We start from the raw sequence: 21,747 nt of genomic DNA, 5'->3' as shown, positions 1-21,747 counted from the left end.
AGATTATATTCAAAAGAATATTTTCAAGCTTGCTGCAAATTGGTGTACAGCTTAATATTCTTAAACTCTTTTTATCTTCTTAATGGTCAAAAAATTAATTTTCTTTTATTTAGAGAAATACTGAATCTGTTCTGCAATAGGTCCTAAGGTCAATGCCGGGAAGAAAGACAGGGCCGCAATAAGAAGGATCACCGCCAGTGTCATAAAGCCGAAAGTGGCTGTATCCGTTTTCAGGGTTCCTGAACTTTCCGGGATGAATTTCTTTTGTGCCAATAATCCTGCAATCGCTATCGGTCCAATGATCGGAATAAATCTGGATAACAGCAATACGATTCCTGTTGAGATATTCCACCATGGGGTATTGTCGCCAAGGCCTTCAAATCCGGAGCCGTTGTTCGCAGAAGAAGAAGTGAACTCGTATAACATTTCACTGAATCCGTGGAAACCGGGATTATTCAATGTTTTGGCACCAAATTCAGGTAGATAGGCAGTTAATGCTGTTCCTACAAGTATTAAGAACGGGTGAAAAAGAGCGACGATCATTGCGATCTTCATTTCTTTAGCTTCGATCTTCTTGCCCATGAATTCCGGTGTCCTTCCTACCATCAGACCACTGATGAATACAGCGAGAATGATAAAAATGAAATAATTCAGAATTCCGACTCCACAGCCGCCGTAGAAACAGTTGATCATCATGGCTAGCAGCTCGTTCATTCCTGAAAGCGGCATGGTACTGTCATGCATCGAATTCACAGAACCTGTTGAGATCACTGTTGTGGCAATGCTCCAATATCCTGAAGATGCACTTCCGAAACGGATCTCTTTCCCTTCCATCGCACCAAGATTACTGTCAGCGCCCATCTGCGTGATGAGCGGGTTTCCGTTTGTTTCATTCACAACGTTCGGAACAGCAAGTGCCAGAAAGCCAACCGTCATTACGGTAAAGATTACCCATGACAGTTTTCTCTTTTTCAGGTAAAACCCTAAGGCAAAAACCAATGCGAACGGAATGATCATCTGAGTGACCATTTCAGTCATATTCGTCACATAGTTTGGATTTTCAAGCGGATGTGCTGAGTTGGCCCCGAAGAAACCTCCCCCATTGGTTCCCAAGTGCTTGATCGCCACAAAAGCAGCTACAGGTCCTCTGGAAACATCAACTTTTTGCCCTTCCAGCGTTGTAATATGATCTTTTCCTTCGAAAGTCATCGGACTTCCGTTGGCAGAAAGGATCAGGGCAACAAGGATACTGACCGGAACGAGTATTCTGACCACAGATTTAGTAAAGAAATCGTAGAAATTCCCTAATTCTGTAGTGGTTTTATCTTTAAAAGCTTTGAAAAGAACAACCATAGCCGCCATTCCGGTAGCTGCGGTCACAAACTGCAGAAACATCAGATAAAGCTGACTTAAATAACTTACGCCCGTTTCTCCTGAATAATGCTGAAGGTTACAGTTCACCAGGAAGGAAATAGCTGTATTAAAAGCAAGGTCAGGCGACATATCCGGGTTTCCGTCAGGATTTAAGGGAAGCCAGGACTGATTCAGCAGGATCAGGAATCCTATAATAAACCAAACCAGATTAATCGTCAGCATGGCATACATATTCTGTTTCCATGTCATCTGACGAACAGGATTAATACCTGATATTTTATAAATTAATTTTTCAACAGGTTCAAAAACAGGATCTAAGAAGGTCTTTTTGTACCCATACACATTAGCAATGTATTTTCCAAGAAGTATTCCAATAACTAATGTGATCACAAACATGGCAATAACGCCTAAAATTTCTGTATTCATGACCGGTTAAAATTTTTCAGGTTTCAGCAAAACGTAGCAGATGTACCCAAAGGCCAGAATGGAAAGGAAAAATAAACTCCACATAGTTTTATATTTTATCAAAAAATTCAACGGATTTGTAAAGAAGCCAGAACATCACTGCGAAAAGCAGGATCAAACTTATCAGCATCATATCGTTATTATTAAGGTTAAAAGAGTCAGCAGTACGTACGATACCATCAGCAGACTGAAGCCTGCGTGCTCACGTTTTTTGAACGTTTTTCTTGAAATTGTCATTTTTAAAATATTTTATTCACATCCTATAGGCCAAAAGATGGCCCATTCTGAAAACAAAACAATTAAACAATTAAATAACAATCACTTATATAAAATAACTCAACCGTACCAAAACACAAAAGCCTATCATTTTGATAGGCCCGTTTATTGAAATGATAAGGGTTAGAAATTAGATGTTAGATGTTAGACACGAGACATGAGACTTTTAGATTAAGGCGAAGATTGGAAAACATTAATGGTGAATTTTGCGTTGCAAGTGAAATATGAATGGGAGGTTCAAGAAACAAGAGCCAAGAAACAAGACTTTAGATGTAAGACATTAGATTTCAGACTATATGTCTTAATTACTACAACCAGCAACCGTCAACTAGCAACCTTTTACACTCATATACTCTCAAACACTCCGACTCTGAAACCCGCATCCCGAAACTCTCAAACTCAGGAGATGAATTACCTCAACCCGTATTCCTCCAGCTTGCGGTACAACGTTGCAATACCTATTTCCAGCAGTCTGGCGGCTTCGGCTTTATTACCTTTCGTGTATTGCAGGACTTTTTGGATGTGTATTTTTTCCAGAGTCCTTATGCTTAAAGAGTCACTTTCAGGAACTGCTTTATCTGAGTAATGCGGAAGACTTCCGGCATCCAGGATATTATCTTCCATTAAAATAAGGCTTCTCTCCACAGCATTTCTAAGCTCGCGGATGTTTCCTTTCCAGTCGTTCTTTTCCAGCATTTTATAATAATCCGGATCCACTTGCAGTGCCGAAAGATGAAGTTTTCGTGAGAAAATATCGATAAAGTTTTTGGCCAGCATTTTAAGGTCCTCTTTTCTTTCACGCAATGGCGGAAGATGGATCTCGAAAACATTTAACCGGAAATACAGATCTTCACGGAAATGCCCCTGCTTAATTTCGTCTTCCAGATTTCTGTTGGTTGCAGCAATCAGCCTGAAGTCGGAACGGGAAACTTTGGTTTCACCCATTTTGATAAATTCTCCGGTTTCGAGGACACGAAGAAGTTTGGCCTGCAGTTCAATGGGCATCTCTCCTATTTCATCTAAAAATAAGGTTCCGCCGTTGGCTTCTTCTATGAGACCTTTTTTATCTTTTACAGCACCGGTGAAAGCCCCCTGTTTATGTCCGAAAAGTTCACTTTCCAGTATTTCTTTGCTGAATGCTGAGCAGTTGATGGCTACAAAATTATTTTTCTTTCTGTCGCTTCCTTCATGGATGGCATTGGCAAAAACCTCCTTTCCGGTTCCGGTTTCTCCGGTCAGAAGAACGGCGGCATCTGTTAAAGCTACCTTTTCAGCCAGTTTTTTAGACTGAATAATCAGAGGAGAAATTCCTATGATCTGTCCGAATCCTTTTGACATGGTGGGTTTTTGTCCCATTTTAGCACGGTTATCCTTTACTTTTTCCAGTGCTTTATAGACCAGCGGAATGATCTTCTCATTGTCGTCCCCTTTCACCAGATAGTCATACGCCCCGTTTTTCATCGCCTGAACGGCATCGGTAATATTCCCAAAAGCGGTCATCAGAATAATTTCGAGATGTGGATATTTGGTTTTGATGGATCGTACCAGATCCACCCCAAAAGCATCGGGAAGGCGGACATCGCAGAGAACGACATCAAATTCATGCTGTTCAAGCATAGTCATTGCAGAACGTGCTGTTGAAGCTTCTTTTACGTTAAAATCTTCTTGGGAAAGAATCATTCCTAATAGTTTCAGGAGCTTGATCTCGTCATCGATGATCAGAATGTTTCCGTGCATGGTGTGAGTTTTTGGAAAACTACTGCAAACTTATTGAATTTATTTTGGAAAGAAGCTGATGAATATTGAATTAATAAATACATTTTATACTGGAGAGTATTTCATCAGAACACTTGCATCGTCTTCATTTAGCTCCACATCAGGAATTTCTGTGAAGCCAATCTTTTGGTAAAGTCTATGTGCTTTGATATTCGTATTTTTGACTTCAAGATAGATTTCAATATCTTTAAACTCTTTATTCGCTTCTTCTATAACCTTCTGAATCAGATGCCGACCTATATTTTTACCCTGATATTCTTCTTTAACATACATCTGGTAAATATTTCCTCTGTCATTTTCATCTTTAACAAAAGTGCAGATTCCAATAAGCTGATCTTCATTGAAAGCACCCACTACAAATCTTTCTGCCAACTGATTTTCAATATCATATTCCATTCTGAATTTTTCAGTTTTTAACGCTTCCTCATAATCCGCACAAAAAGATTCCGGGAATTTTTTTAAGCTTTCGAGCCTGATCGTTCTATAGATGATACTTTCTTCGGGTAAAAGTTTTCGGTATTGAATATTCATTGTCATCTCAATTTGTAAAATAGTAATTACGGGATAGTTTTAGTATCTGATCATGTAATAATGTTTTTATCTGATATAAATCAAAACCATAGATGCAATAATAAGGAAATTCCGGTTTGTTCTTTCCTGATTCCTTACATTTGTAAGGCATTCTGATTTATAGGAATGAAATGAGTTAGCTTATGATTGACAAAAGATACAAAGAAACGGTTCATACAGATAAAAACAACTACGAATATATCACAATTCCCAATGATGAAAACAAAGTAAGAATTTACACTTTAAAGAATGGCCTGAAAGTTTTTCTGGCACAAAATTTTGATGCTCCCAGGATACAGACTTATATCCCGGTAAGAACGGGAAGTAACAATGATCCGGCTGACAATACCGGCCTGGCACATTATCTTGAACACATGATGTTCAAAGGAACCTCAAAAATTGGCACCCAGAACTGGGAAAAAGAAAAGGAGCTTCTTGACCGGATTTCTTCCCTTTATGAGGATCATAAAGCGGAACAGGATTCTGAAAAGAAAAAAGAGATCTATAAAAAAATAGACGAGATATCCCAGGAAGCCAGCCAGTATGCGATCGCCAATGAATATGATAAGGCTATTTCTTCATTGGGAGCCAGCGGGACAAATGCACATACCTGGTTTGATGAAACGGTTTACAAAAATAATATTCCAAATAACGAACTCGAAAAATGGCTTAAAATAGAAAAGGAAAGGTTTTCAGAAATCGTATTGCGGCTTTTCCATACGGAGCTGGAATCGGTATATGAGGAATTTAACAGGGCCCAGGATAATGATTCAAGGCTTGTGAATTATGAACTGATGGCCGCTCTTTTTCCAACGCATCCGAACGGCCAGCAAACAACGCTCGGAAAGCCTGAGCACCTGAAGAATCCTTCGATGAAGGCCATTCATAAGTATTTTGATGAGTATTACGTTCCAAATAATTATGCCGTGGTTTTGGTGGGAGATCTGGATTTTGAGGAAACGATTCAGCTGGTCGATCAATATTTTGGAACGATTCCTTACAGAGAACTTCCGAAAAAAACGCCTGTTATTGAACAGCCATTAACGCAAATTGTAAAAAGAACGGTTAAAAGTCCTACAACACCAAGGGTTCAGCTGGCATGGAGAACAGACAGCTACGGCACGCGAGAGGCAATGCTGGCAGATATTGCGGCTAATATCCTCAGCAACAGAGGGGAAGCAGGATTGCTTGACCTTAATATCAACCAGACGCAAAAAATGCTTTGGGCACAGGCTTTTTCTGTCGGCTTAAAGCAGTATGGATATTTTTCTATCGTCGCGGTTCCTAAGGAAACACAAACTTTGGATGAAGCAAAAGATATGGTTCTGGAACAAGTTGAGCTGATCAAAAAAGGAGAATTTCCGGACTGGATGCTGCCTGCAATCATTAATGATTTCAAAATTCAAAGGATGAAAGGCCTTGAAACAGCAGACGGACTGGCTACCAATCTTTACGATACATACATTAAAGGCAGAACCTGGGAACAGGAACTGAATGAAATGGATGAGTATGAAAAATTCACCAAAGAAGAGGTGATAGATTTCGCCAATACTTTTTTTAAAGACAATTATATTATTGTTTATAAGGAAAAGGGTGTTAATGACCAATTGGTAAGAGTTGAAAATCCAGGAATTACGCCGATCAAAATAAACCGCGACGCACAGTCTGAATTTTTAAAGGAAATCACCGCAGAAAAAACAGAAGATATACTGCCGGAGTTCATTGATTATGAGAAAGAAATTCTCACGGATAAGATAAAGGATAAAAAGCTGAGCTTCGTTCGCAATAAGTACAATGATATTGCGCAGGCACACTTTATCTTCCCTTTCGGCAGCGATCATGACAGGGACCTTGGAATTTCCACGCAATTACTGCAATATCTTGGAACTGAAGATCTTTCGCCTGAGGATTTGAAGAAGGAATTCTTTAAGATCGGGGTCAGCAACGATTTTAAGACAACGAGTGACCAGCTTCTGATCTCTCTGAGCGGTCTGGAAGAAAATATTGAAAAGGGAATTGCCCTTCTGCAGCACTGGATGTATGATGTACAACCGGATCAGGAGATCTACAGACAATTTGTAGGAACGGTTCTTGAAAACCGCCAGGCTACAAAAAAAGATAAAACCCGTATCATGACTGCCCTGACCAATTATACAAAACTGGGAAATTTCTCACGTTACACGGATATTATTTCCAAGAAGGAGCTTGAAAGCAGCAATGCAGAGGTATTCACGGACAGAATGAAAAATATTTTCAGATATCCTTACGAAATATTTTTCTATGGAAAGGATATAGAAAATTTCAAACAGTATATTGGAAAGTATGTAGAAAATGAAAGCTTCCGGATTCCTGAGCCTAAACAGTATCCTGAGCCTGAAACGAACGGAAATGTCTATTTCACCGATTATGATATGGTTCAGATGGAAATGAGCAAAGTAGGAAGAGGCCATCAGGTGGATACTTCAAACTTTGGAAAGATTAATGTTTTCAATGAATATTTCGGAAGAGGACTTTCGTCTATTGTTTTCCAGGAGATCCGTGAAAGTAAAAGTTTGGCGTATTCGGCATATGTTTCTTATGCGGCCAATTCTGAACTGGGCCATCCGGATTATATCACCACCTATATCGGAACACAGCCGGATAAACTCCAGACGGCCGTAAGTACAATGGGTGAGCTGATGAATGAGCTTCCTGAAGTGCCAATACAGTTTGAAAATGCCAAAAATGCTGCCCTGAAACAGATTGCTTCAACCCGAATTACCCGAAACAATATATTTTTCAATACGTTACGACTGAAAAAACTTGGAATTTACCATGATTTCAGAAAAGATATCTATGGACAGATCGAAAATCTGAAGTTCGATGATCTGAAGGATTTCTACCAGACGAAGATTAAGCCAATACATTTTAATACAGCAATTATTGGTAAGAAAGAAAATCTGGATATGGATGCCGTGAACCAGATGGGAACCTTTAAAGAGTTAACGTTGGAAGAGATCTTCGGACATTAAAAAATTCAAACCGCTTCATTTATTTGAGGCGGTTTTTATATCTAAAATCCATCAACACTCATCTAAGTCATCATACAATCGCCATCCCCATCCTGATATTCAGGATCAAATCCTTCCGGGAGGTGCTGGATGAGTTCTTTGTGAAACAAGTATCTTCTTTCAAAGTTGCGCTCGTAGATCTTTGGAAATATTTTCGACTTTTCTATTCGTAAATTGAGCTCTTTCTGATAGCTGGTTAAGGTTTTTACTTTATTGCCGGCAATATAATAGCTTAAGAAATCAATAACCCGATCCAGATCCGAAGCTTCTGAAAACAGATAAGGAATTTTAAGATTCCCGTCTCTGAGCTGAAGCAGCGAACAGGCTGCTAAATTATGACTGTCATCATATATTTTCACCCAGACATATTTAAAAACCTCCGCATAGCTCGAAAACAGGTATTTATCTTCTTTCCTGTTACTTTCCAGTACCCAGGGATTCTTTATCCATATATTGATTTCATCGGCATTTCGTCTGCTCCGGAATTTTGACATGAATTCAGAACTTTCAGCATCAATGTGATCAAGGATTTCGAATCTGAATCCGGGTTTTCTTATGCTGGAGTTCTTTAAAACAATTAAAGAATTGGCAACAGCATCGGCTATTTGAAAAAGCGGTTTTACAGCCTTGGTTCCGGACTTTTTCCCAGGAATAATGTAAGCTGCATCTGATCTGAAATAATATCTTTTTCCAGTCTTCGGGTAAGCATACTCGAAAACGCCCAGCATATTGTAAAGAGTTTCTGCTTCTTTGGTAAATTCTGTTGCAATGATATTGCCGTCGTATTCCTCAAACATTTTATTCAGCAACGTTTTGGCAATCCTTTTTCCACGGAATGCTTCACTTACGAACAGGGTACTCAGCCATGCATAATGGAATATTTTCCCGTCAATTAGATAATTATCAGGAAAACATCCTACATAACCCGCCAGCTTTCCATCATAAAAAGCCAGTACCAAAAGCGTCTGATCATCTAAAGCTTTCAGATTTCTGATCTGGGATTTTGCCCGGTGCTCTGAAATAGGAAGAAAATCAAAGCTTTTGAAATCTCCTGACAAAACAAAATCTTCAAGTTCTTTTTTGTTAAATGTCTTCAGCTCGGTCATCTTCTCAGTATTTTATTTTTATTGATGATTTTTTTCAATCTGAAATAAGCAGTTTCTTTTTTTAATATATGTTCTCCGCTCTCACCTGTTTCCATCGGGATTCTGTGAAAAAGCTTTTCAACACTGTCTAATTTTGCCCCTGCGCTTCCAAAGCAGCAGAACAGGTCTTCATTTTTAAACAGTTCATCAAAGAAATCTTTTTTTACTCCAAAATCCGTGAACGGAAATGCAAAGCTTTCATACATAAAATCGTTTTCCTTCAAATAATTAAAAGTCCGGTCGGTACTTTCCATCTGTTCTTTTAAGGACAGTTCACCATATTTTGGATGGTCCCAGCTGTGGGAGGAAATTCCATAGCCTTTTTGTGTCAGTACTTTTAACTGGTCTGTTGTAAGATATGGAGTGTGCTCTTTTAAGTAGGCATTACAATCGATTCCCAATTTTTCAGTAAGCCTGTCCAGCAGCTCTCTTTTATGATAATTAATTTTTAAAACCTGCTGCTTTAAGGCTTCTTTTGACGGATTTTCCAGAGAAAGCATTTGAAAAATCTCCGGATCTGCTGTTTTTGCTTTTTCCACGGCATCAATAATTAAACTCGCCTTACATCTGAACATCAGCTCCTGGTTATCGATAAAAGCCGGATTTATAAAATTACAGGCATATATTCCCTTGCGTTCCAGAACAGGAAGCACAGTATCGTAAAATTCTCTGAAACCGTCATCAAAAGTCAGGAAAGCAATCTTCTTTTTAGGTTTAAAGCTACCATTGACAAAGTCCCTGAATTCTGACCAGCTGACAAACTGAAAGTGTTTTGAAAGGCAGTCCAGATCTTCTTCGAACTGCTTTGTATTCTTATACTGAATAATGTTTCGGATATGCGGCAGGCTTTCATCAGAAACACAGTGATAAACAGGCAGACAATAATCCATCGGAAAAGAATTTCCGATATTTCCTGTTTCGAAGGCGGCAAGTATATTGATGATCTTATCTTTCATCTCCATTAAATAAAAAGAATCTATTTAAATTGGATTCAAATAGATTCTTAAAGGTATCACTTTTGTGTATTATTTTATCACCTTCATTTCATCGATAAGCCATTTGGAATCGGCAAATTTATCGATAATGAACAGGATATATTTAGTATCTACCATGATGTTCCGGCTGAAACGCGGATCATAATTGATATCGCTCATCGTTCCCTCCCACTGTCTGTCAAAGTTAAGTCCTACAAGGTTTCCGTTGGCATCAAGCGCCGGACTTCCTGAATTCCCTCCCGTTGTATGGTTGGTAGCCGTGAATCCTACAGGAACATCGCCTGTTTTGTCCTTATAGATACTGTAGTCTTTTTTGTTGTAAAGATCGATCAGTTTTTTAGGAACGTCAAATTCATAATCTCCCGGAATATATTTTTCCATCACGCCTGCCAAATGCGTCTGATAACCGTAAGAAACAGCATCCCTAGGCGTAGAGCCCTTTACTTTTCCGTAGGTTACACGAAGCGTAGAGTTCGCATCCGGGAAGAATTTTCTATCCTTATCAGCGGCCATCTGCTGGGCCATGAATTTCTTCTGAAGGTCATCAATTTTCCCCTGAAGAGAAGTGAACTGAGGATCAGCATTTTTCATATATATTTCTTTCATGGAAACATACAGCTGGTAAATCGGGTCTTTCTTCAAGGTCTTGATCAGCTTGTCCTGGTTGGAAAATGCTTTCTCAATATCTCCGGTAAGAGTCGCTCCGTTTACCTGCTCTCTTCCTGTGATGATTGAGTTTTTAGACATCTCTTCTATGACGGGAATGTTCTGATTTTCGTCTTTATATTTATTGAATCCGACAGGCAGAAACTGAGGAGCGGTTTTATTGGCATACAAAGCCAGCAGTTTTGCCGTCACTTTAGCATCAAGCTCTGCGCTGTAATCTTTGTAGAAAGAAGTTACCTTTGTTTTTAATTTGGTAAGTTCTTTTTCATCCATTTTTCCTGCCTCTACAGAAGCTATATAGTCGTAATAATCGCCTGCAAGCTTCAGTGTTTCAGCATTTCTTACCACTTCTGTATAGTAAGCATTGTTTAATGCATAAGGAGCCTGATCGTTGTACAGTTTGTTCAGCTGATCCAGAGTAGCTTTGATCTCATGATTTTTAGCGACTAGGGAACCTTCGTACATGACTTTTTTCTCTACTGCATTGGATTTTTTCAAACCTTCTACTTCACCAATCCATTTTTTCCAGTAATTGGCTACCGATGCATATTTTGATGCATATTTAATACGCGTTTCGCTGTCTGTACGCATTTTCTCGTCCAGCGTTTTCAGGGCTACCTCACGTACGGCAATCCTTGCAGGATCTATATCGGTCATGATCTTTTCCACAGCCACTGCAGGAAGATATTCTGTTGTTTTTCCAGGAAAACCGAATACGAATGTAAAATCATTTTCAGCCTTATCTTTTATGGAAACCGGAAGATAGTGTTTCGGAACATAAGGAACATTGTCTTTTGAATATTCTGCCGGCTTGTTATCTTTCCCTGCGTAAATTCTGAACATGGAGAAATCTCCGGTATGTCTCGGCCAAACCCAGTTGTCCGTATCGCTCCCGAATTTCCCTATGCTTTGAGGCGGGGCCCCAACCAGACGGATATCTTTGTATGTTTCCGTGGTGAAAGCATAATATTTGTTACCGTAATACATTGATTTTACAATGATCGACTGGTAAGATTCTATTTTCTGAGAATTTTTATAAACCTCAATATTTTTATTAACTTTTTTAGTCAGTTCAGGTTCCACAAGGTTGTCTGTTCCTTCTAAAATCTTATCTGTTACTTCTTTGATGTCTACAATGAAGTCTACTTTTACACCCGGGTTCGGAAGTTCTCCGTCCGGATTTTTAGCCCAGAAACCATTGGAAAGAAGATCATTCTGAACTGTAGAATGTGCCTGAATCTGCCCGTATCCACAGTGATGGTTGGTAAGCAATAATCCTTTAGGTGAAATGATTTCTGCCGTACATCCGCCGTTAAACTGTACTACCGCATCTTTTATGCTCGGCTTCTGGGTATTGAAAATGTCTTTGGCAGAGATTTTCATTCCCAAATCCTTCATTTCCTTTTCATTCAGTTCTGTAGGAATCCACATTCCTCCATATTGTTGCGCAAATGCCATTGCAGCCGGCAAAAGAAATACGGATAAAAGTATCTTTTTTGTCATAATCAAAATTTTGTCCCAATTTACAAAGAATATTATACATATGCCTTATGAAATGAAAGCGAAAGTTGGGTTTTGATGGATGTGAGGGGGTTGATGGTGAATGGTGAATTTTGCTGAGCAAGTGAATGGTGAATTTTACAGATTCAGAAACAAGAGCCAAGAGCCAAGAAACAAGAACCAAGAATCAAGATTTCACACGCCTGATTTATATTTTTTCTTTACAGATCTCCGGAACTTCCCTCTTCCCTCTTCATATTCTCTCCTAAAAACACTCATTAACTCTTAAACTCTCCGACACTCTCATTCCTGCCTATGGCTCAGTTTTTGTTGCTCATAGGGCACACTTAAATTATTAATATCAAAATTATTTCATCATGGTAAATAGCAAAATGTTCATTCTGGGAATTGCATCAGCTGCGTTTTTAGCCTCATGTAACCCTAAAGAAAAAACCACAGAAACTACTGATGCCACAACGGATTCTGCAGCTGTACAGACTGCACCTTCTGACAGCATTACAAAAGCAACTCCTACGGCTCCGGGTGATACTTCTGAAAACGCTCTCGACTGGCCGGGAACGTATGAAGCTGTAGTTCCTTGTGCAGACTGTCCGGGAATTAAGACGTCTCTTACCATTAATAATGATAAAACATTCAGCATCAACGAGGAATATATCGAAAGAAATTCGAAAAATCAGGATAAAGGAACTTTTGAGTGGAATGCTGCAGGTAATGTTATTACTCTAAAAGGAAAAGATACCCATTATAAATACAAGGTAGGTGAAAACGTTCTTATCCAGCTGGATATGGACGGAAAAGAAATAACCGGTCCTAACAAGGATCTTTATGTTTTCAAGAAAAAATAAAGGCTTAGGCCTTTATTTTTTTATTGATCTAAAACTGATAGGCTGTAATTTTAGGATCATTAATTAGACTTTTTACCACTTCATCATGTTTGGTATGTTTCCCGGTGAGTCTCCATGTGATGGAAAGATTTCCCTGTGCATACTGCAGTTTCAGCATAAAGTGCTTCAGATGATGTTCTTCGAATATCTTTTCGCAGTGCTTAATATCTTCTGATGTGGACACCGTTATTCTATATTCTCTTATTTTGTGACTGCTGTCTATATAATTCTGAAGGAAGATCAGCGCACTAAGGATCAAAAGCACCAAAGCTGTTCCCAATAACGATAGGTAAACATACCCTGAACCTACAGCCATTCCTATTGAAGCGGTAGCCCAGATCGTTGTTGCGGTGGTAATTCCATCGATCTTATTGTCGCCTTTAAAAATAACGCCTGCTCCCAGAAAACCGATTCCGGTAATAATATTCGCTGCCAGACGGTCCGGATTTTCCACTCCTATTTTTATGGAAAGAATGGTAAAAAGGCACGAGCCGAAACATACCAGAATAAAAGTCCGGAGACCCGCCGATTTGTTACGGTATTCTCGTTCTGCGCCGATCAAAAGCCCTAAAAGGACAGAGATCAGTATCAGCAGCAGCTCATTCTGTATGACATAATGATCCTGAAGGAATTCCATTGTACTGAGTTTTTACCTGAATAAAATTACAATAAAAAAGTGTATTTTAATGTCTTTTGGCCGGTCAGTATTGTACCGTTAAAAGAAAAGTTTTGTAATATTACACTTTAATTCAATAAAAGATTCGGGATGACGCCTACTTTTTTTGCAACAAAGGAAGAATTCAGAAAGTGGCTGGAAGAAAATCACACAAAAGAAAAAGAGATTCTGGTGGGCTTCTATAAAAAAGACAGCGGAAAACCTTCTATGAACTGGTCTGAAGCTGTAGACCAGGCTTTGTGCTTCGGATGGATAGACAGTGTAAGAAGATCTTTAGATCCAGAGAGCTATTCTAACCGTTTTACACCAAGAAAACCAAATAGCATCTGGAGCATCATCAACATCAAAAAAGTGGAAGAGCTCACGAAAGCCGGGCTTATGACTTTGGAAGGACAAAAGGCATTTGAAGCCAGAAAAGAAGATAAAACAGGCGTCTATTCGCATGAAAAAGAAGATATCATTCTTGATCCTGTGTACGAAAAACAGTTTAAAACCCACGAAAATGCATGGGCTTTTTTTGAAAAACAGGCTCCTTCTTATAAAAGGACGGTCATTCACTGGCTGATGAGTGCAAAACAGGAAAAGACAAGGCTTTCGAGACTGGAAAAGATCATTGGTGAAAGTGAACAGTTAAAGAGATTAAAATAAACATACAGTATACTTAAAAAAATAATTTATGGAGAAAGAAATTTCACACTTTTGGTTGGGATATTTTAAAAATGAGGACGCTTTTAATGATTTTGCGGAAGAGGATGAGAGCTATTACATAGAAGAGGAAACTGAAGATCTTTACGTTTCAAAATTTGCAGAATCACAGCATATCCAATGGTTTGATTATGACTTTCTGGAATATGGCTTTGAAGATGAAAGTTTAGGCATCTACGAAAAATTTAGCGATTATTCTTATGCCGACCAGTGGCTTCCTGTTGTGGAACAAAAGATCAATGAACTCGGCCTTGAAACTCCGGTAAATGCTATTATTTTTGCTAACAAACATACAATTCCCAATCCGGTTTCGGTGAATGAAGAAGAATATGCATTATACTACATCGGCGAGATTGAATATACCATCTAGCTTTGTATGAAAAGAGCTTCAATAAAGGATCACAAGAATCTGCTGAAGGTTTTTGTGATCCTTCTGAATTATGGTGTGATCGGAAAAGAGAATATTACCATATAGGCTGAATTTATAATACTTTCTTAAAATAATACAAAAGTAGTATTTCACAGGAAATTTAAACTTCTTATCTTTATCATGTATTGATTTGAATGAACTGTCATTCTTTTAAAATACAGATCTAAAAAAAACTGAGACGAAGGTAAAATCAATGAGGTGAAAAATGATTACAAATTTTCTGTACCATACAGAAAGTTGAGAAGACTAAAGTTTAGTCTTCTTTTTTATTTAAGCATCTTGTAATCCGGGTACTCTTTTGATCAAATTAATAGCAGTACGGAAATCCGTAATACTGCTGTTTATCACTTCCTATAATTAAAATAAAAACGTAAAAAATAAGGTGAGCCTACAACTCACCTTATTTTAATTTTACCCTATTTTATCAATGCGCTTCCAGCCAGTTATTCCCGACTCCCACTTCTACCAATAATGGCACCTGGGTTTCTAATGCACTTTCCATCTCGGTTCTGATCAGTTTTGAAGCTGCTTCAACCTCATCTACCGGAGCTTCAAATATGAGTTCGTCATGTACCTGAAGAAGCATTTTGGTCTGCAGCTGCTGTGCCTTAAGTTCGTGATCAATTTTGATCATGGCCAGCTTTACAACATCTGCTGCGCTTCCCTGAACCGGTGCATTTACGGCATTCCTTTCTGCATGGCCTCTCACCACGAAATTATTGGAATTGATATCTTTTAAATGGCGTTTTCTCCCTAAAATTGTTTCCACATATCCTATCTGGCGGGCTTTGCTTACCTGTTCCGCCATATATTCCTTTAGTTTCGGATAAGTTTCAAAGTAGGCTTCGATCATCTGTTTGGCCTCAGTTCTTGAAAGACCGGTCTGTTCTGCCAGTGCAAAAGCTCCCTGCCCATAGATAATTCCGAAATTCACGGTCTTGGCCTGGCTTCTCTGGGTTTTGGAAACCTCTTCCAAAGGAATTTTAAACAGTTTTGCGGCTGTTGAAGCGTGAATATCTTCTCCGTCCTGGAAAGCTTTGATCATATTTTCTTCTCCCGAAATCTCGGCAATCAGACGAAGTTCGATCTGGGAATAATCGGCAGAGATGATTTTTTTCCCTTCTCCTGAAACAAAAGCTCCCCTGATCTGCTGTCCGCGCAGTGTTCGGATCGGAATATTCTGAAGATTGGGATTTACACTTGCCAGACGTCCTGTAGCAGCCGTAGTCTGGGAGAAATTGGTATGTACCCTGCTGTCCTGCTTATCAATCTGGGAAGGCAAAGCATCTACATAGGTAGATTTCAATTTCTGATAAGTTCTGTATTCCAGGATATGCTTGATGATCTCATGTTTTGAGCTCAGCTTCTGTAAAACGTCTTCTGAAGTTGCGTACTGTCCTGTTTTTGTTTTCTTTGCTTTGGGATCCAGCTGCATTTTTTCGAAGAGGATTTCTCCAAGCTGCTTGGGTGAATTCATGTTGAATTCTTCACCTGAAAGTTCAAAAATTTTGGTTTCCAGTTGTCTCAAGTCATTTTCAAGATCGATACTTTCCTGTGCCAGCCATTTTTCATCGAGTGAAATTCCGGCCAGTTCCATTTTAGCCAGGACTTCCATCAAAGGCATCTCTATTTTAAAGAAAAGATCTTCCAGGTTTTCTTTTTTCAATTGTGGGGCAAACAGCTCATACAGCTGGAAAGTTACATCGGCATCTTCCGCTGCATAATCGGTTTGTGTTCTCAGGTCTGCATCTCTGAAAGTTCCCTGATTTTTGCCTTTTTTCCCGATAATGGTTTCAATGGAAACGGGTTTGTAATTTAGATACACTTCGGAAAGGTAGTCCATGCCATGTCTTCCGTCCGGGTTCAGCAGATAATGGGCGATCATGGTATCAAACATGGCACCTTTTACCGTAATATTGTACTGCTTTAATATTTTGTAATCGAATTTTAAATTATGAGCAATTTTCAGCAGGTCTTCTTTCTCAAAAAACGGCCTGAAGATTTCCAGTGTCTGAAGTACTTCCCCTTTGTCCTCAGATAAAGGAACATAGTAAGCCAGCCCTTTTTTGTAGGAAAAACTCATTCCTACAAGTTCAGCCTCCAGTTCGTTCAATGAGGTGGTTTCGGTATCAAAGCAGACTGCCTTCTGTAGCAGTAGGTTATTGACCAAAACTTTCTGTGCTTTTGGATTGTTCACAAACTGGTATAGATGGTCATTCTTATCGATAGATGTTTTGGTAGAAGTCGCCTGATCCAATTCTTCAAAATTGGCAAACAGGTCAAGCTGCATCACCTGTCCTTTTATTTCGGTACCGGCAGAAGTCTGGGTCACTTCAACTTCACTTACGATTACAGTTTCTGCAGGTGCAGAAGCAAACGCCCGGTAAAGATTTTCGTATAATCTCCTGAATTCTATTTCGTCAAAAACTTCTTTTACTTTTTCGAAATCCGGCGTATCAAGATCGTACTGTTCCTGATGAAATTCTATAGGTGCATCACAGATGATGGTTGCCAGCTTTTTGGATAAAATTCCGCGTTCTGCTGAAGCTTCCACTTTCTCTTTCAGCTTTCCTTTCAGCTTATCGGTATTGGCCAGCAGGGTTTCTATATTCCCGAATTCTTTGAGGAATTTCATGGCCGTTTTTTCTCCCACTCCCTCCAGTCCGGGAATATTGTCTACAGCATCTCCCATCATGGCAAGAAAATCGATGACCTGTTTCGGATCATCTATCTCATATTTTGCTTTTACTTCTTCTACGCCAAGAATTTCTATATCCCCTCCCTTTAGACCTGGTTTATAGATTTTAATTTTATCAGTAACCAGCTGGGCAAAATCTTTATCCGGCGTCACCATGAAAGTGGTATATCCTTCTTTTTCTGCTTTGCAGGCAATGGTACCTATCACATCATCCGCTTCATAACCTTCCACTCCCAAGATAGGGATATGCATTGCCTCTAAAATTCTGTGAATATATGGAATGGCTATTTTGATTGCTTCAGGAGTCTCGCTTCGGTTCGCTTTGTAATCTGAATAATCATCAGTTCTTACGCTTGCCTGTCCTACGTCAAAAACGACTGCGAGATGGGTTGGCTTTTCTCTTCTGATCAGTTCGATCAGGGAATTGGTAAACCCGAAAATAGCAGAGGTATCCAAACCTTTACTCGTGAGCCTGGGATTCCTGATCAATGCGTAATATCCTCTGAATATCATCGCATAAGCATCGATGAGAAAGAGCCTTTTATCTTGTGTTGCGTCCATAATGTCTATAATGAACAAATATAAGAAAATAGGAATATTTTTCGAGTTATAAGTTTACGAATTGTGAGTTGTAAGTTTTAAAATATGTTTCTGAAAGCATTGTAGGATGGTCATAAAAAAACAGAACAGCATTTCTGCCGTTCTGTTCTGATGTTATTTTTTACTAAAAGACTTGGGTCTTGTTAATTACCTAAAGGCCACATTCCGCGGTACTCGGAGTTACCTAAAGTGATCACTTCTGCGCTGACTACGAAACTGATCAGCATGCTGTTGCTGTCAACCGCATCGAAATCTACTTCGTGCTGGATCACGTACCCGTTTTCCCATTTCAAAGTAGTCAGTGTACCTTCTTCATGAGATTTGTTGAAAGTAACTTCTCCTGTGGTAGGCTTATATTTTCCATTCAGTAAACTTTCCAGGATATCAGATTTTTCAGTAGCTTCTACTGTCACTTTGATCAATGCATTTGACGGATCTGAAGCTACACGTCCTGAAACGTCTGTAGATCTTGATACACTGTAGTTAAGCTTTAATAGTTTCTGACCTTCTCCTCCGTTGAATTTTAAGATTCCTCTTGAATTTGCTGCCATGATTGGTGAATTTTAATTGTTATATATAATGTGAATAGTGATTGATTACAGAGCAAAGATAAAATCGATACAGGTAAAGAAAAAGTTTTTGAATGTCAATCTGAAATATTGTAGTAATTCTACGATTTGGTGTAGTAATTCTACGACTTTTGACTTAGCATAATGCTGAAAATGTCTGTTTAAAGTAGAAATGATGCTTTTAAGAAGGTTTAATTTCTTTATATTTCACACTACTATGGGAAATATAAATATAAAATCAGACCTTTGCCGATCTGATTTTATTTTTAAAGTATTGTTTCCGGTTGTCTTTATTTTCCCTTTACAATAGCCAAATCTTCCTGATAGCGGTTTTCACCGTAATTCTTTTTGAAGTTGACTGATATTTTATCTTTAGGACTCAGGTTTTCATAAAGCCTGATCCTAAGTTTCGCCTCTTCTACTGTATCTTTTTGGTAGGGAAAATGAACATTGTATTTTTCTATCAGCTGTTTTTTAAGCGCTGATAACTTTTGATAGTATGGAGAATCCGGTAAACTACGTTCATTTTTTTGATTTTCCTTGTATTGAATATAATTTGCCATTGGAGAAAGATGTGTTCCGGCAATCACGGGCTGCCCTCCTTTTTCCAGAAAATAGCCGGCTAAATCCAAATTGTCTCTTGTAGCATCTTCCATAATATTGCCTCCATTGTAAGATACATGATTAATATCTGCCCCATGTTCAAGCAAATAATTTATCATTTTTCTTTCAACATTTTCATCTCCCAGCACCATTGCATCACTAAGCGGATTCACTCCAACTGCAGGATTAAGTGTTGCATGGTATTTTAATAATAAATCCAGCATATTATAATCATTAAGGGCAACGGCATGCTTAACCGGTAAACCTTGAGGCATAATAATATTAGGATCAGCACCATTCTGCAATAAGGTTTCCATTGCTTTCATATTTTCAAGTAATGCAGCATAGTGCAATAAGGTGTATCCGTTCTCTTCTTCTCTATCACTCAACTGGTTAATTATTTCCGGGTGAGCCTTAATAGAATTTATAAGTTCAGCATTGTTTTCATCAAAAATACTTTGTGCAGCTTTAAGCTGCGGACCCTCAAATAGTTTTCCAGGCGGAAGATTTCTTCTATTTACATTTTTACGGGATCTAAGAACAGAATCTGAACAATTGGTAAGTGTCATAATGGATAGAAGTATTAAAATAATTGCTTTCATATTATATATTATTTGCTACAACGTCTGTATTGATGGTGCTCATCATAGCCTGAAATGCATCGTTATAAGCACTGTGGCCGCTTCCGATGGTCTTTATACCAAGGCCCTCATTGTCTTCAATATATCCGTAAATTTCATGCTGTTCATTTAAAGCACGGGGAACCCCTCCGGTAAGTCCTCCAGCCCCTGCAAGTAAATTAAGTCCCGGGATTCCTGAAAATGCCAGAGTAGAAAGCAGCCCTTCTCTATTGTTTTGCAATCCATTAAGAATGTCATTACTTGTGCTATAATTAATAATATTTGAAGTTGACTTTACAGCTCCTTTTTCATCAAGATAATTTAAGGTATTCTGATGGACGCCTCTTGTATTGAAGGTATATCCCGGAAGTCCTGTATAATAGGAAGCCATTGCGCTGTTCCCTCCTCCTAAAGAATGTCCTGTAAATTTCACATTTCCATTGGTTGCGTAATCCATTTTCTCAGCAAGGCTTCTGGTCTTTTCTATTTGGGGCGTAGCGAAGCCAAAGGCCTGCCCTCCGTCTTCAATAAACCAGTCATGATAGAATTGCATCCCTTTCGGCTCGGAACCTCTAAACGCTACAAAAAAATCTCCTGTTTCTTTGTTGTGATATAAGGACGCATAAAAGCCATTATCATTATTTGTATTAAAATCTTCTTTCTTCAATACTCCGGGTCCAAACAATTCATCTAGTTTACCCTGATCATCTGTATTAATGCGGGTATATCCATCTATTGATACATCGTTTCCCTTCTCATCCTTGTAGCCATCTTCATAAGAATTCTGTGCCATTTGGCTGGCTGTACTTGCTTCCTGAAGCTGAGCAATGGGCAGATGAAAAGTAACTTCTCCTCCTATGAAACAATGTAAGCTGGAGTTTTGCAGTAAAGGTTTTTTATTTTCAATTCTAACTTTTGGATGGGTATTTTTCCAATCGCTTCCTTTGCATAAAAATGAGCAGATATTCAGGCAGTCATCAATAAGGGCGCTTCCTGCCCAGGCTGCGGCGGCTAAAACCAAAAGTCCACCGGAAAAAGCTGCTGCTACAGCGACTCCGGCTAAAGCTCCGGCCATCATCATTTCAGGACAAATAAAATTGTCTTTAAAACGGTCTTCTTCCGTTGCCATCAGCTTAGCCCCTTTTTTCAAGTTTACCGAAGACTGGGAACTGACTCCAATGCCTATAAGCCTTCTGCCTTTACTGCAAATAAGCGGCGTACCCTGTGCGATATATAATTGACTCATAGTGATCTTGAATTAATGGTTACTTTTTATTTAATTTTATATGATATCTGCAGACATATATCATTTTTTCATTAAGCTCTTCCTTCACGTGAAATATGACTTCTGATAGTACCGAATCCTGATTATAGATGTATTCTCCTTCTATTGCATACTTGTATTCCAAAGCATTTACCAAGGTTTTCTGGTACTTTTCCTTGTATACATTTTCAAACCGGGATTGGTTTTCCTTACTTTTTCCTTCCAGCTTTACCGTATATCCTCCTTTTTCGTTTCCGGAAATTCTGTAGACCGAGCTGTAATTCAGCTCTTCTCCGGGAAAAAGCGTTGATAAAGTGGTTCTTACAGGAATTTCATCGGTAAAACTTCCTCCCCTGAATGCCGGTAAAGGATAAAACATGATCTGGTACAATAAATTACGCCCAATATTACGGTCTATATTATTGAACTCTTTATCATAGATCTGAATAAAAGTTCTATAACTTTCTTTTATCAGCTCAAAGAAATGTAAGTCTTTTTTTATCCCGTCCCACCTATTTAAAATTTCATTCTTGTTGGTGACTTCATTAATACTTTTATCTGTACTTAAAGATAATTCTATTACCTCTGTTGCCTTATTTATTTTCTCAAGAATTTCATAAAAAGGCTGCATCTGCCCGTCTGACTGAATATATCGCTGGGCAGAAGACTGTATGGCAATATGGTTATATTCTCCCGGCATTATGGTCCAGTCCCGTTCTATTTCTGTCTGGTTAGCTTTTCCTGTTCCTAATGTAAGATAGGATTTAATATTGATATGATATTCTGCTTTTTTATACCAGGCATATTTAAACCCTGATAAGTCATTTTCTTCATTATTTGATTCCAATGTCATGCCTTGT

16 protein-coding genes are annotated in these 21,747 nt (G+C 38.7%); 4 read left to right on the top strand and 12 right to left on the bottom strand.

All coding sequences use genetic code 11. The features are described 5' to 3' along the window. Window positions 1-105 precede the first annotated feature (105 nt). The 3 genes from kdpA to AC4IFE_RS11825 all read right to left on the bottom strand — a co-directional run bounded on the left by kdpA (window position 106) and on the right by AC4IFE_RS11825 (window position 4,422). A complete protein-coding gene (kdpA, locus tag AC4IFE_RS11835) occupies window positions 106-1,800 on the bottom strand; it encodes a potassium-transporting ATPase subunit KdpA (protein WP_490757329.1) in 1,695 nt (564 codons plus the stop codon). A 726-nt stretch (window positions 1,801-2,526) separates the two neighbouring features. Continuing rightward, window positions 2,527-3,852 (bottom strand): sigma-54-dependent transcriptional regulator, encoded by a 1,326-nt coding sequence (locus tag AC4IFE_RS11830; protein ID WP_490757327.1) that lies wholly within the window; start codon window positions 3,850-3,852, stop codon window positions 2,527-2,529. An 84-nt stretch (window positions 3,853-3,936) separates the two neighbouring features. Beyond that, window positions 3,937-4,422 carry a GNAT family N-acetyltransferase gene (locus AC4IFE_RS11825; protein WP_490757325.1) on the bottom strand — a complete coding sequence of 162 codons (486 nt, stop codon included), beginning with the start codon at window positions 4,420-4,422 and terminating at the stop codon, window positions 3,937-3,939. Window positions 4,423-4,604: 182 nt separating this feature from the next. Here AC4IFE_RS11825 and AC4IFE_RS11820 point away from each other — a divergent pair, with 182 nt between their 5' ends. Beyond that, window positions 4,605-7,472: a M16 family metallopeptidase gene (locus AC4IFE_RS11820; RefSeq protein ID WP_490757323.1), complete on the top strand. Its 2,868-nt coding sequence runs from the start codon at window positions 4,605-4,607 to the stop codon at window positions 7,470-7,472. A 62-nt stretch (window positions 7,473-7,534) separates the two neighbouring features. On the opposite strand, the gene AC4IFE_RS11815 is transcribed toward AC4IFE_RS11820, so the two are convergent. From AC4IFE_RS11815 to AC4IFE_RS11805, 3 genes are all read right to left on the bottom strand, one after another. Then, window positions 7,535-8,617, bottom strand: a complete 1,083-nt coding sequence (locus AC4IFE_RS11815) for a GNAT family N-acetyltransferase (protein ID WP_490757321.1) — start codon at window positions 8,615-8,617, stop codon at window positions 7,535-7,537. Beyond that, a complete protein-coding gene (locus AC4IFE_RS11810; protein WP_490757319.1) occupies window positions 8,614-9,612 on the bottom strand; it encodes a polysaccharide deacetylase family protein in 999 nt (332 codons plus the stop codon). Before AC4IFE_RS11810 ends, AC4IFE_RS11815 begins: the two co-directional genes overlap by 4 nt. Window positions 9,613-9,681: 69 nt before the next feature. Then, window positions 9,682-11,820 (bottom strand): S46 family peptidase, encoded by a 2,139-nt coding sequence (locus tag AC4IFE_RS11805; RefSeq protein ID WP_490757316.1) that lies wholly within the window; start codon window positions 11,818-11,820, stop codon window positions 9,682-9,684. A 374-nt stretch (window positions 11,821-12,194) separates the two neighbouring features. On the opposite strand from AC4IFE_RS11805, the gene AC4IFE_RS11800 reads away from it, so the two are divergent. Beyond that, complete coding sequence (locus AC4IFE_RS11800) at window positions 12,195-12,683, top strand: copper resistance protein NlpE (RefSeq protein WP_490757314.1); 489 nt, start codon at window positions 12,195-12,197, stop codon at window positions 12,681-12,683. 28 nt (window positions 12,684-12,711) lie between these two features. On the opposite strand, the gene AC4IFE_RS11795 is transcribed toward AC4IFE_RS11800, so the two are convergent. Then, window positions 12,712-13,359, bottom strand: a complete 648-nt coding sequence (locus tag AC4IFE_RS11795) for an MgtC/SapB family protein (protein ID WP_490757312.1) — start codon at window positions 13,357-13,359, stop codon at window positions 12,712-12,714. Between the two features lie 129 nt (window positions 13,360-13,488). Between AC4IFE_RS11795 and AC4IFE_RS11790 the strand changes: the two genes are divergently transcribed. Further along, a complete protein-coding gene (locus tag AC4IFE_RS11790) occupies window positions 13,489-14,046 on the top strand; it encodes a YdeI/OmpD-associated family protein (protein WP_490757310.1) in 558 nt (185 codons plus the stop codon). A 28-nt stretch (window positions 14,047-14,074) separates the two neighbouring features. After that, window positions 14,075-14,473 (top strand): immunity 22 family protein, encoded by a 399-nt coding sequence (locus AC4IFE_RS11785; RefSeq protein WP_490757308.1) that lies wholly within the window; start codon window positions 14,075-14,077, stop codon window positions 14,471-14,473. Between the two features lie 484 nt (window positions 14,474-14,957). Here AC4IFE_RS11785 and polA read toward each other — a convergent pair whose 3' ends face one another. From polA to AC4IFE_RS11760, 5 genes are all read right to left on the bottom strand, one after another. Next, window positions 14,958-17,792 carry a DNA polymerase I gene (gene polA, locus AC4IFE_RS11780; protein WP_490757306.1) on the bottom strand — a complete coding sequence of 945 codons (2,835 nt, stop codon included), beginning with the start codon at window positions 17,790-17,792 and terminating at the stop codon, window positions 14,958-14,960. Window positions 17,793-17,974: 182 nt separating this feature from the next. Then, the gene (tssD, locus tag AC4IFE_RS11775) at window positions 17,975-18,382 is read right to left on the bottom strand and encodes a type VI secretion system tube protein TssD (protein ID WP_490757304.1); all 408 of its coding nucleotides are present in this window, start codon (window positions 18,380-18,382) and stop codon (window positions 17,975-17,977) included. A gap of 308 nt (window positions 18,383-18,690) precedes the next feature. Further along, window positions 18,691-19,605 (bottom strand): ankyrin repeat domain-containing protein, encoded by a 915-nt coding sequence (locus tag AC4IFE_RS11770; RefSeq protein WP_490757302.1) that lies wholly within the window; start codon window positions 19,603-19,605, stop codon window positions 18,691-18,693. A gap of 1 nt (window position 19,606) precedes the next feature. Further along, the gene (locus tag AC4IFE_RS11765) at window positions 19,607-20,869 is read right to left on the bottom strand and encodes a Tle-like phospholipase domain-containing protein (protein ID WP_490757301.1); all 1,263 of its coding nucleotides are present in this window, start codon (window positions 20,867-20,869) and stop codon (window positions 19,607-19,609) included. A 19-nt stretch (window positions 20,870-20,888) separates the two neighbouring features. After that, the gene (locus AC4IFE_RS11760; RefSeq protein ID WP_490757299.1) at window positions 20,889-21,740 is read right to left on the bottom strand and encodes a hypothetical protein; all 852 of its coding nucleotides are present in this window, start codon (window positions 21,738-21,740) and stop codon (window positions 20,889-20,891) included. Window positions 21,741-21,747 lie beyond the last annotated feature (7 nt).

The organism is Chryseobacterium sp. UF-81 (assembly GCF_058245105.1).
This window is presented reverse-complemented; position numbering and strand designations above follow the sequence as displayed.

What these genes read in the sequence shown, in the direction of transcription:
- kdpA (WP_490757329.1), bottom strand. Translation starts at nt 1,800, where the DNA reads ATGAATACAGAAATTTTAGGCGTTATTGCCATGTTTGTGATCACATTA.
- AC4IFE_RS11830 (WP_490757327.1), bottom strand. Translation starts at nt 3,852, where the DNA reads ATGCACGGAAACATTCTGATCATCGATGACGAGATCAAGCTCCTGAAA.
- AC4IFE_RS11825 (WP_490757325.1), bottom strand. Translation starts at nt 4,422, where the DNA reads ATGAATATTCAATACCGAAAACTTTTACCCGAAGAAAGTATCATCTAT.
- AC4IFE_RS11820 (WP_490757323.1), top strand. Translation starts at nt 4,605, where the DNA reads ATGATTGACAAAAGATACAAAGAAACGGTTCATACAGATAAAAACAAC.
- AC4IFE_RS11815 (WP_490757321.1), bottom strand. Translation starts at nt 8,617, where the DNA reads ATGACCGAGCTGAAGACATTTAACAAAAAAGAACTTGAAGATTTTGTT.
- AC4IFE_RS11810 (WP_490757319.1), bottom strand. Translation starts at nt 9,612, where the DNA reads ATGAAAGATAAGATCATCAATATACTTGCCGCCTTCGAAACAGGAAAT.
- AC4IFE_RS11805 (WP_490757316.1), bottom strand. Translation starts at nt 11,820, where the DNA reads ATGACAAAAAAGATACTTTTATCCGTATTTCTTTTGCCGGCTGCAATG.
- AC4IFE_RS11800 (WP_490757314.1), top strand. Translation starts at nt 12,195, where the DNA reads ATGGTAAATAGCAAAATGTTCATTCTGGGAATTGCATCAGCTGCGTTT.
- AC4IFE_RS11795 (WP_490757312.1), bottom strand. Translation starts at nt 13,359, where the DNA reads ATGGAATTCCTTCAGGATCATTATGTCATACAGAATGAGCTGCTGCTG.
- AC4IFE_RS11790 (WP_490757310.1), top strand. Translation starts at nt 13,489, where the DNA reads ATGACGCCTACTTTTTTTGCAACAAAGGAAGAATTCAGAAAGTGGCTG.
- AC4IFE_RS11785 (WP_490757308.1), top strand. Translation starts at nt 14,075, where the DNA reads ATGGAGAAAGAAATTTCACACTTTTGGTTGGGATATTTTAAAAATGAG.
- polA (WP_490757306.1), bottom strand. Translation starts at nt 17,792, where the DNA reads ATGGACGCAACACAAGATAAAAGGCTCTTTCTCATCGATGCTTATGCG.
- tssD (WP_490757304.1), bottom strand. Translation starts at nt 18,382, where the DNA reads ATGGCAGCAAATTCAAGAGGAATCTTAAAATTCAACGGAGGAGAAGGT.
- AC4IFE_RS11770 (WP_490757302.1), bottom strand. Translation starts at nt 19,605, where the DNA reads ATGAAAGCAATTATTTTAATACTTCTATCCATTATGACACTTACCAAT.
- AC4IFE_RS11765 (WP_490757301.1), bottom strand. Translation starts at nt 20,869, where the DNA reads ATGAGTCAATTATATATCGCACAGGGTACGCCGCTTATTTGCAGTAAA.
- AC4IFE_RS11760 (WP_490757299.1), bottom strand. Translation starts at nt 21,740, where the DNA reads ATGACATTGGAATCAAATAATGAAGAAAATGACTTATCAGGGTTTAAA.